The sequence below is a fragment of the Franconibacter sp. IITDAS19 genome (genome assembly GCF_023079515.1).
Lineage (GTDB): Bacteria > Pseudomonadota > Gammaproteobacteria > Enterobacterales > Enterobacteriaceae > Franconibacter > Franconibacter pulveris.
Map to the genome: position 1 here is coordinate 1 of NZ_JALJCP010000002.1, position 15,086 is coordinate 15,086.

The 15,086-nt window shown below is 55.2% G+C and carries 14 protein-coding genes; 12 read left to right on the forward strand and 2 right to left on the reverse strand.

Features of this window, described 5'->3' with window-relative positions; genetic code table 11:
* The 11 genes from MT962_RS05920 to tssJ all read left to right on the forward strand — a co-directional run.
* Positions 1-778, forward strand: a 778-nt coding sequence (locus MT962_RS05920) for a putative type VI secretion system effector (RefSeq protein ID WP_247365134.1), incomplete at its 5' end; no start/stop codon positions are given.
* A 12-nt stretch (positions 779-790) separates the two neighbouring features.
* Complete coding sequence (locus MT962_RS05925; protein ID WP_247365136.1) at positions 791-1,084, forward strand: hypothetical protein; 294 nt, start codon at positions 791-793, stop codon at positions 1,082-1,084.
* Positions 1,081-2,070 carry a putative type VI secretion system effector gene (locus tag MT962_RS05930; protein ID WP_247365138.1) on the forward strand — a complete coding sequence of 330 codons (990 nt, stop codon included), beginning with the start codon at positions 1,081-1,083 and terminating at the stop codon, positions 2,068-2,070. The genes MT962_RS05925 and MT962_RS05930 overlap by 4 nt, the downstream gene beginning before the upstream one ends.
* Before the next feature lie 26 nt (positions 2,071-2,096).
* Complete coding sequence (locus tag MT962_RS05935) at positions 2,097-2,450, forward strand: hypothetical protein (protein ID WP_247365140.1); 354 nt, start codon at positions 2,097-2,099, stop codon at positions 2,448-2,450.
* 21 nt (positions 2,451-2,471) lie between these two features.
* Complete coding sequence (locus MT962_RS05940; RefSeq protein WP_247365141.1) at positions 2,472-2,978, forward strand: hypothetical protein; 507 nt, start codon at positions 2,472-2,474, stop codon at positions 2,976-2,978.
* Between the two features lie 19 nt (positions 2,979-2,997).
* On the forward strand, positions 2,998-3,267 hold the full coding sequence (locus MT962_RS05945; protein ID WP_247365142.1) for a PAAR domain-containing protein: 270 nt from the start codon (positions 2,998-3,000) through the stop codon (positions 3,265-3,267).
* Positions 3,268-3,272: 5 nt separating this feature from the next.
* Positions 3,273-4,433 (forward strand): hypothetical protein, encoded by a 1,161-nt coding sequence (locus tag MT962_RS05950; protein WP_247365143.1) that lies wholly within the window; start codon positions 3,273-3,275, stop codon positions 4,431-4,433.
* Entirely contained in the window at positions 4,423-7,743 is a 3,321-nt protein-coding gene (locus MT962_RS05955) for an ImcF-related family protein (protein WP_247365144.1), read from the forward strand. Before MT962_RS05950 ends, MT962_RS05955 begins: the two co-directional genes overlap by 11 nt.
* Complete coding sequence (tssF, locus tag MT962_RS05960; protein ID WP_247365145.1) at positions 7,743-9,503, forward strand: type VI secretion system baseplate subunit TssF; 1,761 nt, start codon at positions 7,743-7,745, stop codon at positions 9,501-9,503. Before MT962_RS05955 ends, tssF begins: the two co-directional genes overlap by 1 nt.
* Positions 9,467-10,567 (forward strand): type VI secretion system baseplate subunit TssG, encoded by a 1,101-nt coding sequence (tssG, locus tag MT962_RS05965; protein ID WP_247365146.1) that lies wholly within the window; start codon positions 9,467-9,469, stop codon positions 10,565-10,567. The genes tssF and tssG overlap by 37 nt, the downstream gene beginning before the upstream one ends.
* Before the next feature lie 7 nt (positions 10,568-10,574).
* On the forward strand, positions 10,575-11,093 hold the full coding sequence (gene tssJ / locus MT962_RS05970; protein WP_028019786.1) for a type VI secretion system lipoprotein TssJ: 519 nt from the start codon (positions 10,575-10,577) through the stop codon (positions 11,091-11,093).
* Between the two features lie 463 nt (positions 11,094-11,556).
* Here the strand turns inward: tssJ and MT962_RS05975 are convergent, their stop codons facing one another.
* Positions 11,557-12,477: a LysR family transcriptional regulator gene (locus MT962_RS05975; RefSeq protein ID WP_247365147.1), complete on the reverse strand. Its 921-nt coding sequence runs from the start codon at positions 12,475-12,477 to the stop codon at positions 11,557-11,559.
* Positions 12,478-12,608: 131 nt separating this feature from the next.
* Between MT962_RS05975 and MT962_RS05980 the strand changes: the two genes are divergently transcribed.
* Entirely contained in the window at positions 12,609-14,027 is a 1,419-nt protein-coding gene (locus tag MT962_RS05980) for an MFS transporter (protein ID WP_024561169.1), read from the forward strand.
* A gap of 65 nt (positions 14,028-14,092) precedes the next feature.
* On the opposite strand, the gene MT962_RS05985 is transcribed toward MT962_RS05980, so the two are convergent.
* Positions 14,093-14,989, reverse strand: coding sequence for a LysR substrate-binding domain-containing protein (locus MT962_RS05985; RefSeq protein WP_247365149.1), 897 nt, complete (start codon positions 14,987-14,989; stop codon positions 14,093-14,095).
* Between the last annotated feature and the right edge of the window lie 97 nt (positions 14,990-15,086).

Genomic DNA, 15,086 nt, shown 5'->3' on the forward strand with positions numbered 1-15,086 from the left:
GGAACCACCACCTCCAGAGCTACCACCGCGTAAGCCTTTATTTAAAGTTAGTGGTGTGCTGGAAGAATTTAGTGTGCAGAAAGTGATCGGCTATTTCACCAAGCGTGAATATGATCCCGAAGAGTTTGCACGACAGGAAGCCAGTAATCAGGTGGGGAGCCTTTTACTGGCGATGACGGGAAATGCCGCAGGTTCAGCGGTAACAGGACAGAGCGATATTCGACAGGATGATCGTTGTGATTTTGTTCGAGGAAAAATCAACGGTATTCCTTTTCATGGATGGCTGGGAAAAACCAATGCTCAACCCGGTGACTTCGTTGAAATGGCTGTGATGGGGCAAGGGGATCACTATGTAACTTACGCATTAATGATTCCTGAAATTCAGACTATTTCTATGACACCTCGTTGTGGGGCTGGAAGGGAAGCTGAAATCAGTTTCGGCAAATATGCGGTCATGGGGATAGGAAGCATTTTCCTGGTTATTTTAACATATCTTCGTATTCGTGGCGTTGACTGGGAAGGTATAGCCGTTTGTGCTGGTGTTTTCGCTTTCATGTTAGCGATGGCCTATTTTTTCGCCATGCGCAGTATCAGAAAGAATCCCGGTCCCGTTATTTTGCTGTCTGAATCTATTTTTTCCACACTGGGGTTTTCTGATCCTCAATGGGTTAATTTGCCGGAAAAAACAAAAAAAAGGTTAAAAAGCGAACCTCCGCTAAAAGGTTCCAGACCAATGCCGGATCGTAATGCCTGGCGAGACTACTTCTATTACTACTGAAAGGGATTTCTGATGGGAAAGGGCATTATTCGTCTGCATGACAAACTTCTTGTCACTGGTGATTTTGCAGAAGCTATCGGTGTTCTTGCTAGTTGGGAAGTAATGATCGGTATTTTACTGATTGAACAATTGGTTATTTATTACTTTGGCAATGACTTGCAGAAATGGTGCAGGGAAGGAGTGTTCGGGGTGGAGCCTGATGAAAAACTGAAGAGTACCTGGCTGATCGGCCCCAAAAAGCCTCGTGACAAGGAGTATGACAACCAGCAGGAAGAATATCAAAAAGCCCTTGGAGTGGTGTTATGACAGCAAATAGGGTGTTCTCAGGCGAGTTTATCGATTTTGAGAAAGTTAAAGGGGAACTCTCCAGTCTTCGCATCGAAATTCGCGTAAGAGAGGATGCGATTAATAAAGAAAATCCGTCTCTCAGAAGGCATTTTGAGCAAGAGATAAAAATTAGGCAGGAAAAAATCCTGCAACTGGAAGCTATTCTAGCAACAGAACCGCCACCACCTGAACTTCCTCCTAGAAAGCCTTTGGTAAAGATCTGTGGTGTGCTGGAAGAATTTAGCGTGCAGAAAGTTATGGGATATTTCACCGAACGTGAATATGACCCTGAAGCATTTTCCCGAAAGGAGGCGCGAAATCAGGTAGGGGCACTGTTGCTAGCGATAACTGGAAACGCAGCTGGATCTGCGGTGACAGGGCAGAGTGATGTTCGTGTAAGTGATCGTTGCGATTTTGTTCGCGGAAAAATTAATGGTGTTCCCTTTTATGGTTGGTTAGGAAAAACACATGTCCAGGTCGGTGATTATGTCGAAATGGCCGTAATGGGTGAAGACGATCACTATCTGGTGTACGCCATAATGTTTCCTGAATTGCGGACGCTATCTATAACCCCGCGTTGTCGTTGTGGGCGAGAGGCTGATATTCGTTTTGGACTGGTGTACGGGATGCCAGTGTTTGCAAGTATATTTCTTATTATATTGATAATATTTTACTTTAAGGGTGTGGACTGGAAAGGAATTGCTGTTTGTGCCGCAATGTTTGGCGGGATCTTACTTTTGGCTTTTGGTCGTGCAACATGGAAGGTGAAAAAACGACCAGGGCCAGTATTTCTTCTTACTGAAAATATTCTTACCACGTTGGGAGTTGCTGACTCTCAGTATGTCGATCTTCGGAAACTTACCAAAACGCGTGTAAAAATGCTTTCTTCTAAACCTCTCACCTTGGCAGACCGGGATTTACCTTCTCGTCGCAGTGCTTGGGTGAACTACTTTTATTATTACTAATATTGTTTTCATTTAAGGACGTTATAATGAGTAAGATAACAATGATTTCAGTTTTTACAATATCCATAATGTTGCTGGCCGGTTGTACTCCATCGACTCCTGTTGAATGCGATGGTCAGAATGTAAAAGACTCTCTAGTTGATAGCATAAAGAAAGATCTGGCGACAAAAACATATATGTTGACTCGGGAAAGTGTTGCGCCAGATGAATTAAAACTGAATGTAGAATCAATAAAAACCATATCAAAAGACGATGCCAATCCTTTCTATAGGAAATGCGAAATATCATTTACGATGCCTGGAATGATGTTTTCGGTGAACAAAGTTTATGTAATTGATAAGAATGAAAGTGGTGATATTACTGTCAAATTCACAAACTGATAATTATTGGAGGTGTGAGATATGTCTGGGTCAAAATTGGAAAAAATGTACAGGTATTGTTCTGAAAATATGGGGTTAATACCGTTGATAGAAATTAGATCTATTATCTCTAATTATTACCGAAAAAGTGAAAATTCAAGGAGGTTCAGCTTTATTGGGCTGGCTAGCATAATTGAATTTAAGTTTGTCAAAAAAATGTTATATGAAAGTGATTTTAAATGGGGGGTGTTATTGGGGCTTGTTGGATCTGCTGTTTTTATTTTTCATTTAATCAAGGACGGAGTTCGTACATTAACAATAAACTCTTTTCATTGCGATATGGTTTTTACCCTAGTGGTGGCTTTGTGCCTTTTATTTAGTTCATATCCATTTTTTATTGATAGTTTTAATTGTAATATGCAAGAGGTGTTACCCCGAAAATCCTATTTTTTCAGAATAACCATATTGTTGTTTGTTTTTATTATTAGCTCATCCTTTATTGCTGCTATATTTTATTTTTTAGGATTGACTCGAATTGAATTCTATTAAGTCTCTTTAGGTTTTTATCATGACTAAAGGTATTGTACGTTTGCACGACAAACTCAGCAGCGGCGGGGAAGTGATCTCCGCTTCTTCCTCCATGATTATCGACGGTATCAAAGCCGCATTACTCAACGATCTGGTGTCCTGCCCGATTGAGGGGCATGGCATTAACCGCATTGTGGGGACATCGCCCGAATGGCAGTCAGACAGTGAACAGGCCGCCTTTGATGGTGCGCTGTGCCAGTGTGGATGCACGGTGATTGCCAGCGCCACCGGCGGCATTCTGGGGAACTGAATCTGATGGCATGGAAAATCCCCTCGCCGGATGCGGTTCACTGGCCTGCTGCACCGTCGTGGTCAGGCTGGTGGCGGGCACTGATGTTAAGTTGCTCAGCCGTGGCGATGGCCGGATGCGGTATTTATTTCTGGCTGCATGACTCGCGGGCGCTAATTTACGCCTTTGCCGGTGTGGTGGTGCTGATACTGCTGTTTACCGGGATTGCTGGCTGGTGGATGTACCGTTACGGCGTACTTCTGGAGCACGCTGATGGCACCACGCAGTACAACGCCATGCTGGAAGCGCAGTGGCAGACGTGGGCACAGGAAGGCATGGTGGTGTCAGGCGTCAGTACTCTTTTCCCTGAACAGGTGCGGTCACCGCAGGACAGCGGTGAGCCGGTGAGTGTCGATGCCCCGATGCGACTGCCTGATTGTCCGGGAGCCACGTATCTGTTTACCGAGTTGCTAACCCCGTTGCGTGTGGCGCTACAGATTTTCACCCGCAGCCAGTCACTGACGATCTGCCTGCCGGAAGGCGCGTCAGAGGACGACTGGCAATGTTTCCGGTCAGTGTGGGCGGCGCTGTCATTGCCTCTTTCCTCGATCCAGCTTTCGGAAATGAAGCCTGAGCCTTTCAGCCGCCAGATGACGCTCTGGCAACAGAAAAATGCGGTGCGTTCGGGCTGGCTCATTATCCGTCATAACTGGACTAACGACAGCGAAGGCACTCAGGGAGCGGTGGCCTGGTTGTTATCTCATCCGGATACCCGTACCGGGCTGCGGCCCTGTGCCACGCTGCACCGTGTGTTCCCCACTGATAACTCGTTACCTGACGGTGATCTCCGGCAGTTTCTGCAATACCAGTGTGTCAGTAATACGATGAAGGGCGTGTGGTCTGATGCGATCACTCAGCCACATATCAGCCGTCTGATGGTCGCCCTGAGCCAGCGGCTTAAGGCTGTCGCTGCGCAGGGGGAAGCGACGGTCATTCCGCCCGCATCACCGGCTCAGCAATATCTGCCTCACTGGCTGGGCGAGATGAAAGACGGCGAAACATGGTTTGCGGTCACGCAGGCAATACAGATGGCAGAGCATACCCGTGAAACGCAGGTGCTGGCACTGGCGAAGGGAAGTGAGGCGTTTTTAATGAGTGTCAGCAGTGGAGGTGAGAATGTCGCTTAAGGGACAGGTCTGGCGGCCATCGGGGGCAACCCTGTTTACGCTGGTGTCGGGAGTGTTGTCTGCCGGAGTGGTATGGCTGCTGGGCAAACATTACGGACTGTCTCCTGCACAGATGGGCCTGGTCTGGCTGGGCGTTCAGGCGTTGTTGACTGCCGTAATGGCTGGTTACCGGTTGTATCAGCAGCGGGAGCCAAAGTCAGACGATGACAGGCAAAACACAGCGCGGCAGGGAAAAGTCTCCACGCCCGCGTATATCACGGAGATGCGTGATTACCTGAAGCATCACTACGGGCTTAACTGGCGCAGAAAGGTGCGGTTTGTGGTGATTTGCGGCTCACCGAACCAGGCCGATCTTGCTGTACCGGGCCTGACAGAAGCCGGATGGCTGGAAGCCAACAACGTGGTGGCGGTATGGGGCGGAAGTCTGCTCTCAGGGGCGGACAGCGCCCGTATTGCGGTACTGCGTAAACTTAAGCGCTGCGCGGTCAGTGCGATAGTGCTGGTCTATGACGGTGAGCTGCGTCAGGCGATGCAGGGCGACCTGATTGTGCGCCAGCTGAACGAACGCTATAAGAAGCTGGGCTGGCGCGTGCCGCTGTACCTGTGGGAAATCCAGAAAAGCGACTGGCCGCAGGAAGGCCGCGTGACCCAGCCGGTGGGCTGCCTGCTGGCGCCGCATACCACACCGCCGGAGCTGGTGGCGGCGCTGAAATCCCTGCCGGACACGCTGATGGCACCGGGCGTACAGCAGGGGCTGGCGAATCACGCCCATGATTTTCTGCTGCGTCTGGGCTGGAAGTTGCGTAACGGGATGGCGGAGCGCTTCCATGCGCTGGCGGTGTCACTGCTTACCGGCCCCTATGCGGTGCCGCTGCGCGGAGTGATGTTCAGTCCGCCGGTTTACCCGAAGGATGGAACCGACAAACAGCGCTGGCTGCCGGATAACAGCTGGACCGCCATTCTGGACGATTTACCGGGGCTTAAAATCCAGCGAGCCGGGATGGCGTGGGAGCGCACGCTGTATCAGGCGGTGCTGGTGGTCCTCGGGCTGACCTGCGCGGGCGTGTTGTTTTCCTGGCATACCAACCGTAATGAGATTACGGATGCCCAACAGCTGGCAGCGACGGCCCGTAATGAACACCAGAACGCGGATAAACGCCTGGGTGCACTGGACGAACTGCAAAGAGAGATAGAGCGCCTGCAGTACCGGAGTGAGCACGGCGTGCCGTGGTACAGCCGTTTTGGTCAAAGTCAGAATAATGACCTGCTGGCTCGTCTGTGGCCGGAATATGCCCGCAGTGCGCTGCCGCTGCTGCGGGATGCCACCGCAGCCAGACTGCGCGACACGCTGACCGCCTGGAATGCGCTGCCTGCCGACAGCGACCAGCGGGCGAAGCTGAGCCGGGATGCCTATAACTGGCTGAAGGCTCTGTTAATGTTTAGCCGCCCGGAGAAGATGGACGCCGGTTTCCTCACCTCAACGGTGATGACCCTCTGGCCGCGCCGTGACGGTGTGGCACCCGGCGTATGGCAGTATGAGGGGCCGCGCCAGCTGACCTTTATGGCGCAAAACCTGCCATCTCATCCGGAGTGGAAAATCCCCGTCGACCCTCAGCTGATTTCCGCTACACGCAGCGCCCTGTTACGCCTGATTGGTCAGCGTAACGCAGAATCCGCGCTCTACCAGAAGATGCTGCAACAGGTATCCCACAATTACGCCGATATGCGCCTCTCCGATATGACCGGTGATACCGATGCCGCGCGGCTGTTTACCACCGATGAGGTGGTGCCGGGGATGTTCACCCGTGACGCCTGGGACAACGCCGTGCAGCCCGCCATTGATAAAGTGGTGAATGAGCGCCGGGATGAAATTGACTGGGTGCTGAGTGAGAGCAAACATCAGGTGGCCTCGGATATTTCACCGGACGCGCTTAAAGCGCGTCTGACGGAACGCTACTTTACCGACTATGCCGGGGCGTGGCTCAACTTCCTCAACAGCCTGCACTGGCAGAATGCCGCCACGCTGTCGGATGCCATTGACCAGTTGACGATACTCGCTGATGTGCGCCAGTCGCCGCTGGTAGCGCTGATGAACACCCTGAACGAGCAGGGGCGTGCCGGACAGTCACAGGAAGCCCTGTCCGACTCGCTGGTGAAATCGGCGCAGATTCTGCTGCACAGCGATAACGCAAAAGCCATCGACCAGAATGCCGAACCGCATGGCCCGCTGGATGCGACCTTTGGTCCGGCGCTGGCACTGCTCAGTAACCAGAACGTCGGCAGCGACAGCCTGAGCCTGCAGACCTTCCTGACCCGCGTCACCCGTGTGCGCCTTAAACTCCAGCAGGTGACGAACACCGCTGACCCGCAGGCGATGATGCAGGCGCTGGCGCAGACCGTGTTCCAGGGAAAATCGGTGGATGTGACTGACACCCGCGATTACGGCAGTCTGGTAGCAGCTAGTCTCGGCCAGGAGTGGAGCGGTTTTGGGCAGGCGCTGTTTGTGCAGCCGATGGAGCAGGCCTGGCAGCAGGTGCTGGCCCCGACGGCCGGGAGCATCAACAGCCAGTGGCAACAGACCATCGTCAACGACTGGCAGCATGACTTTAACGACCGCTGGCCGTTTACCCCCAATAAGCAGAGTGAAGCCTCATTACCACTGCTTTCGCAGTACTTGCGCAACGATACCGGGCGTATTACCCAGTTTGTGAAAACCAGCCTTGGCGGCGTGCTGCATAAGGAAGGCCGTCGCTGGGTGCCGGATGCCATCAGCAGTCAGGGGCTGCATTTTAATCCGGATTTCATTACCGCCCTGAATGCGCTCAGCGAACTGGCCGATGTGGTATTCACCGGCGGCGATGCCAGCGTGCATTTTCAACTGATGGGCAAACCCGCCCGCGACGTGATGCAGACCTCGCTGTTCCTCGACCAGCAGAAGCTGGATTACCACAACCAGGTGGAGAGCTGGCAGCCGTTCGTCTGGCCGGACAGCCAGTGGAAGCCACGCACCACCCTCACCTGGACCAGCGTGAACACCGGAGAACGTATATACGCCGATTACCCCGGAAGCTGGGGCTTTATCCGTCTGCTGGATAAGGCGCAGGTGAGGGCTGTGGACAACAGTACTTTTGTGCTGAGCTGGAAAACGGCGGACGGCGACACGCTGAACATGATGCTGCGTACGGATGCAGGCGAGGGCCCGCTGGCGCTGCTGAGACTGAAAGGGTTCAGACTACCGCAGCAGGTGTTTGTCGAGACGGACAGTACGGCAGCGGGTTATACAGGAAAAGATGCCGGAGGCGACCAGTAATGGAAGACTTAACCCTCCGCTACTTCGATACCGAGATGCGCTATCTGCGTGATGCGGCGCGGGAGTTTGCTCAATTACACCCGGAAGAAGCCCGTGAAATGGGACTGACAATGAACGGGGCGATGGATGAGTCAGTCGAGCGTCTGTTCCAGGGCTTTGCCTTCATGATGGGCCGAGTGCGCCAGAAGCTCGATGATGATTACCCCGAACTTACGGAAGGTGTGATTAGTCTGTTGTGGCCGCACTATCTGCGTCCGCTGCCGTCGATGTGCATAGTGGAAATCGCGCCGGAGCCTGATGCGCTTAAGCACAGTGACACAGTGCTCATGCATACCGAAGTGGTTTCTGCACCGGTGGGAGATAACCGGGTACGCTGTCGCTACCGCACCACGCGACCACTGACCCTGCAACCGCTTGCCCTTCAGAAGGCGAGTATTTATACCGAGCCGGACGGTGTAAATGCCCTGTGTCTGCACTTTACCTGCGGCAACACGGCTGACTGGCAACGGCTTGACCTTTCCGCGTTGCCTGTCTACCTGAACGGCGATGCGCCGCTGGCCTCACTGCTGCACCTGTTTCTGACCCGTCGGGTGGCGCAGGCGTATATCCGGATGCCCGGCAATGTGGACCGTAATCCTTTACCGCTGCGTTTTCACGCCAGCGCCTTTGATGACGATGCGCACCTGTGGGAGGTGGAGAAGAGCGAGTACAATGGTTACCAGCATTTACTGGAATACTTCACCTTCCGTGAGAAGTTTATGTTCGTCTCGCTGGAAGGGCTGGAGCAGGTTGCCTGGCCTGAAACGCTGTCCTGGTTTGAGCTGGAGTTCCGTTTCACGCAGCACTGGCCGCACGACTTCACCGTCAGCGAAGAGAACCTGCGTCTGCACTGCGTGCCGGTGGTGAATCTGTTTCGCCTTGATGCACGTCCGCTGGCGATTAATGCAGAGCAGACGGAATACCGGCTCCAGCCATTACGTGATGACGACCCGCATACCGAAATCTTCGCGGTGGAATCGGTGGCCGCCTCGTTTGAAGAGGATGCACCGCGTTATACCTCGTTTCGTCTGTTTGAACAGCGGGGCGGCATGCTCCGGCGTGAACGTCCACCCCGGTATTTTCATACCCGCGTGCTGCGGGGGCCGTCAGGCCGTACGGAAACCCGGTTGATTCTCGGCGGCGAAGAATTTGAACGGGAGCGCCTGTTACCGGACGAGCCGCTGGCGCTGAGCCTCACCGGTACCAATGGCAGTCTGCCGCGCAAAACTCTGCAGAGTATTCTGCTCGACCAGCTTGCCGGTACGCAACAGACCCCGGTTCGCGTGCGCAATCTCTGTCCGCCGTCTATGCCCTGCTACCCGCCGAACGAGAACCGCTTTCACTGGAAGCTGCTGAGCCAGCTCGGGAGCAGCTTTCTGTGGATGATGAACAATACAGAGGTGCTGCGTAACACCCTTGCGCTCTATAACTGGACAGAGAACGATAACAACCGTCGCCGCCTGCAGGGCATCCTGAATGTTGAACACCACCGCCTCGAATACTGGAAGCGTGGCCTGATACGGGGCGTGGATATTGAAGTGACTCTCGATAGCACGCACTTCGCAGGCGAAGGCGACGTATGGCTGTTTGGCGGCCTGCTGAACCGCTTTTTCGCACAATACGCCGATATGCACCTGTTTAACCGGCTCACCCTGATACTGCAACCGACGGGACACTGCCTGCGATGGAAAGAAAACCATCAGTCAGCTTTACGACGCTGAATGACGCGTTTGGCAGGGACCTGCCGTATACGAATTTTTACCGCTTTCTGCAGTGGCTGGAAAAGACGCATCCTGAGTATCCACCGCTCGGCAGCAGCTGGCGCATCGGTGATGACCCGGTGCGTCTGCGTCCGTATGCCGGAATGGGCTTTCCGGCGGGTGAGTTCAGGGGCATTGAATGCAACCCCGATGACAATCCGGATTCGCCGCCCACGGTCAGAACCACCTTTATGGGACTGTACGGCGTCACATCACCGTTGCCCACGGCGTATATCGATGACATCACGCAACGGCGTGAGGGTCATGAAACGGTGGAGCACTTCCTCGATATCTTCAACCACCGTCTGATAACGCAGTATTACCGCATCTGGCGTAAGCACAGCTACCCGGCGTCGTTTGAAGACGGCGGAACAGACCGGATTTCGCAGTGCCTGCTGGGGCTGGCGGGACTCGGTATTCCCGGTACGGCAGAACACCTGGATACTCCGCTGTCACGCTTTCTTGGGATGCTGCCTGCCCTGCAGGTGCCGGGACGTACGGCGGAAGGTGTCGCCTCGGTGGTGAAGATGATTACGTCGGACACCACCGTTACGGTGATACCGCGCTATAAGCGGAAAGTGGAAATCCCTGAACTGACCCTGAGCGCGAACGGGGACGGATTTGTCCTGGATGACCGCCCGGTGATGGGTGGCTTTGCCTGGGATGTGAACAGCACGATTGAAATCCGGTTGTATACCGAAAGCAAAGCCGATGTGCGGGGCTGGATGCCGCCAAAATGCTCGCTGTACCTCGATTTACTCTCACTGTTGCGGGTCTACCTGGGCTGGCGCTATGACGCCCGGATCTCTCTGACCTTTCCCCGCAGGCTATTGCCTGCACCGCGATTGTCCGTCCGTGAACGCGAGGACAGCGTTTACATGGGCTATTCATTCCTGCTGGGCCATGACCAGGACGATACCGGACCGGACCCGGAAATGCCGGAAGTAGTAACGGTTAAACTTGGCCGCTACGAAGGACTGCAAAAGAACCCCGTCCGCCGCGAGGTGACTGAGGTTGAAGATTGAAAGGACAATGATGAAACAACTTACTCTACTGCTGTTGCTGGCTTTTACGTTAACCGGCTGTGGCCTGACCCAGCGTGTCAGCGACGGCACAACGTCAGTGGCAAAGGCCATTTTTTACAAACAGGTGAAAACCCTGCATCTCGACCTTACAGCCCGTGCGGCGCTTAATCCCGATGAAGACGGGATGCCGCTGGCGACCGACGTATGGGTATATCAGCTCAAAGACCGGCAGACGTTCGATAAAGCGGACTATGCTGCGCTTCAGTCCGATGCCGGTATGACGCTGAGTGCAGACCTGCTGGCTGAAAAAGACGTATGGGTACGACCAGGCGCGTCGGTATCGCTGAATTTGCCGCTGGATGAAAAGGCGCAGTATGTGACGCTGGTGGCGCAGTTCCGTACGCCAGATATACGTAAAAATGACTGGCGGCTGGTGCTGACGCGGGATGATCTCGACCCGGACAAACCGCGCACTGTAATGCTGGAAGGGTATTCGATGACGCTGAAACCGACTGAAGATAAATGAGGATTGTGCAGATCATTATTTTAAATCCGCTCTGAATTTTTTGCTCGAACGTAAACGCGTGATGGATGAGATCGAAAGGCAGCGTATTTTCAGTCAGTACCATACTATCCTGGCGGATCAGGGGACACGGCGTGAAGCATTATCCTTATTACACTGGCAGGGGTTGCAAACGAGCGTGACGATCAATTCCTGGTATAGACCCGCCTCTGTTTTAACAGGGCGGGTTAAATATTCCTGATGTCTTCGGATCCCGCTTCGCTATTTACTCGCCGTTGTCGCATTAGCAAAACAGGCAGATGTCCGCCGCTACGACGTTTATTCCCCGGCTAAATCATGACGACATTATGATTACCGGTTCGGCATAGTCAGGGGAGGGGGTATCGGCAAAAGATCCGGACCCTGCCGCCTCAGAGATAAATCGCATGGCGACAAGGGTAAAGCCGCCTGCGATGAAACCTGGCGGTTATTTATCCCATTGCGGCACCTGTGCGCGGCAAACCCGCAGCATAAACTGCCGCAGCCAGCGGTGCGCCGGGTCTACTTCTGAGCGCGGGTGCCACATCTGCGATATTGAAATCGCCGCCGTTTTTACAGGAAGCTCAAAAACAGACAGGGTCTCGCGCGCCGGGTGATTAATAAGAAACGAGGCGGGCACGAGCGCAATAAGATCGGTGTTGCGCGCCACGGCCAGCGCGGCCGGAAAACCGGGCACGATGGCGGCGACTTTGCGGCTTAACCCTGCCTCGGCAAGGCCTTCATCTACCGGCCCGGCCAGCAAACCGCGCCGTGATGCGACCACATGCCCCCAGGCGGCGTAATGTTCGGCTGTCACCTGCGCCATTGCAGCCAGCGGATGGCCATGATTTACCACGCCGACAAACCTGTCCCGAAACAGCAGTTGCAGGCGGATCTCGGGCCCCATTTCGCCCGGCACGCCGATTTCCAGATCAACCCGTCCTTCCCGCAGCGGTTTGTCCGTTTTTTCCGGCTTGGATGCAAAGCGCAACAGCACGCCCGGCGCGGCTTTTGCGGCTTCTGCGACCAGAACCGGGCCGAGAGCCTCCACAAAACCATCGTTAGCGCGAATGGTAAACATCTGCTCATGGTTCGCGATATCAAGCGTTGACGAGGCGGGGCGCAGCACGGCTCGCGCCGCAAAAACCGCGTTCTGTGTACGTTCGCGAATGGCCTGGCCATAAGGCGTTAGCACCATATTTCGTCCCGCCCGCACCAGCAGCGGGTCGCCGGTGGTGTCCCTGAGTCGGCTCAGGGTGCGGCTCATGGCCGACGCGCTAAGCCCAAGCCGCCGGGCCGCGGCCGCCACGCTGGCTTCCGCCAGTAATACGTTCAGGGCGAACAGCAAATTGAGGTCGGGTTCATCCATCGTCTTTTAATTCCACCGGGTATAAGCCTGTATGGCGTCTGCTGCATTATATAACTGCAACTGCTGCGTCTTCCGCCATGTATCCCCTGAAAGTAGAGTGAACGCAAGCACAAACAGCAGCAGAGGCAAACATGGAGTTATTTTCAAACAAACCTGGCGATGAAGGTTTGCCGGGCCGCCAGCGGGCGCTGGCGATGATAGCGGTGATGATAAGCACCACCATGGCGGTTTTCGACGGTTCGATGGTGAATATTGCGCTGCCGCAAATGGCCCGCGCGCTGAATGCGTCCGCCGCCGGCGCGGTCTGGATAGCCAACGGGTATCTGCTTTCGGCCGCCATGACGCTGGCTATTTTCGCCGCGCTGGCGACAAGGCTGGGGTTTCGCCTGTTGTTCGCCTTCGGGCTGACGCTGTTTACGCTGGCCTCGCTCGGGTGCGCGCTGTCATCTTCGTTGACTATGCTGGTGGCGATGCGTGTTCTGCAGGGCGTCGGCGGGGCGGCCACGCTCAGTATTGCGCCCGCTATTCTGCGCTCGGTTTTTCCTGACCGGCTGCTCGGGCGCATTCTCGGCCTCAACGCGTTGCTGATAGCAAGCGTCACCGCTCTCGCGCCGGTGTGCGGCGGCGCGTTGCTGGCGGGGTTCGGCTGGCCATGGCTGTTTGCCATTAATATTGTGCCGGGCATCATCGCGCTGGCCTTTACGCTTCGCGTTATTCCTGGCAAACGGGCGATAGCGAGCGGGCCGTTTGATACTCCGGGCGCGCTGCTTTCAGCGCTATTTCTGGGCGCGGCGGTGATGGCTTGCGATGCGTTATCTCACCGGCAGGCGTTGCCCGTAGCGCTGGCTTACGGGCTGGCGGCGTTGCTGGCCGCTGCGGCGTTTGCGCATCGGTTGCGCCGCGCGCCGCAGCCGCTTTTGCCGCCCGCGCTGTTTGCCTCCTCCCGTTTTTCGCTGGCGGCGCTGACCTCGCTGGCTTCGTTTGTCAGCCAGGGGATGACGTTTGTGGCGCTGCCGTTTCTGTTCCAGAACGTTTATGGCTATAGCGCATTCGACTCGGCGCTGCTGTTCACCGCCTGGCCGGTCGGCATCATTCTGGTGGCGCCGCATGCCGGACGGCTTGCCGACCGCTATACGCCAGCGGTTATCGCCACCTCGGGGCTGTGCCTGTTTAGTCTCGGGCTGCTGTTGCTGGCGCAACTGCCGGAGAACGCGCACGCCTGGGATATCAGCCTGCGCGGGTTTATCTGCGGTATTGGCTTCGGCTGTTTTCAAAGCCCGAATAACCGGGAGATGCTGGCTAACGCCTCGCGCCAGCACAGCGGCTATGCATCCGGCGTGTTGGCCATTATGCGCACCTTCGGCCAGTGCCTGGGCGCCGCCTTCGTGGGAGTTATGCTTGCGGTCTTTGCCCCCGACGGCGGGATAGTTCAGGAGGAGCAGGCGGTGCGGATAGCGCTCTGGCTGGCGCTGGCGGCAACCCTACTGGCGCTGATCTTCAGCCTGACCCGCTTGCGGCAGGTCAGCCAGAGTGCGCGCGCTGAGCGGTGATAGTGCGCGGTTAAGCCTGAAAACGTTCATGAGCCGGCGCATTCAGGCGCAAAAGTTTGCAACGCTTAAAGCGCTCTGGCGGCCATTTTTTCCTGCAACCACGCTCGCAACGCAACGACATCAGGGCGACTGGCCGTCTCTTCCATCGTGACCAGGTAGTAATTCGCTCCCGGCAACGAAGTGGGGAAGGGGGCGACCAGCATACCGCGCTGGATCAAATCTTCCGCCAGCAGCTTGCTTGCAATGGTCACGCCTTGTCCCGCCACGGCCGCCTGGAGGGCATGCGTCTCGTCGCTGAAATGCAGCCCACGGGCGATATTCAGCGTTGCCGGCCCGTAACGTTGCTTCCAGTGTCGCCAGTCCGGCAACTGTGCAGGGACATGACGATTATCGATGTGAAACAGCGTGGCGTGAGCCAGATCGTCGGGCTGCTTCAGCGCAAGCGTGGGGCTGGCGACCACGATAAACCTATCTTCATACAGCAGCGTGCTGTGCAATTTCTCTTCCGCCTTTTCGCGATAGCGGATAGCGACATCTACCGTTTTTTGCGTCAGGTCGATGCTTTCAACGCTGGTATGCAGGTGCAAATCAATTTGCGGAAAGCGGACCTTAAACTCAGCCAGTCGCGGCACCAGCCAGTTAGTCAGAAAGTTGGAGGTGGTGGTAATGGTAAGCCTCGGCGGCTGCCTCGTCTGGTCGATTTTTTTTACCGACGCCTCCAGCGCCGCAAACGCGCTTTGCGTACCGACATAGAGTAAATGGCCTGCTTCAGTGAGCTTAACGCCCTGCGCGTTGCGTTCGAAAACCCGGCATTCCAGCATCGATTCCAGCAGGCGGATTTGGTGGCTGACGGCAGTTGCGCTGACACTAAGCTGTTCAGCGGCGCGCTTAAAGCTTAAAAGCGTGGCAACAGAATGAAAGGCGCGTAAAGCGCCAAGCGGCGGCAGACGTGATGGTTTCATGATGAGTTATTTTCATCTATGGATGAAAACCCTGACTTTGATCACCTGATTAAGCAGGGGATAAGCTTACTCCATCTTTCTGGGAGGATGAATTTTT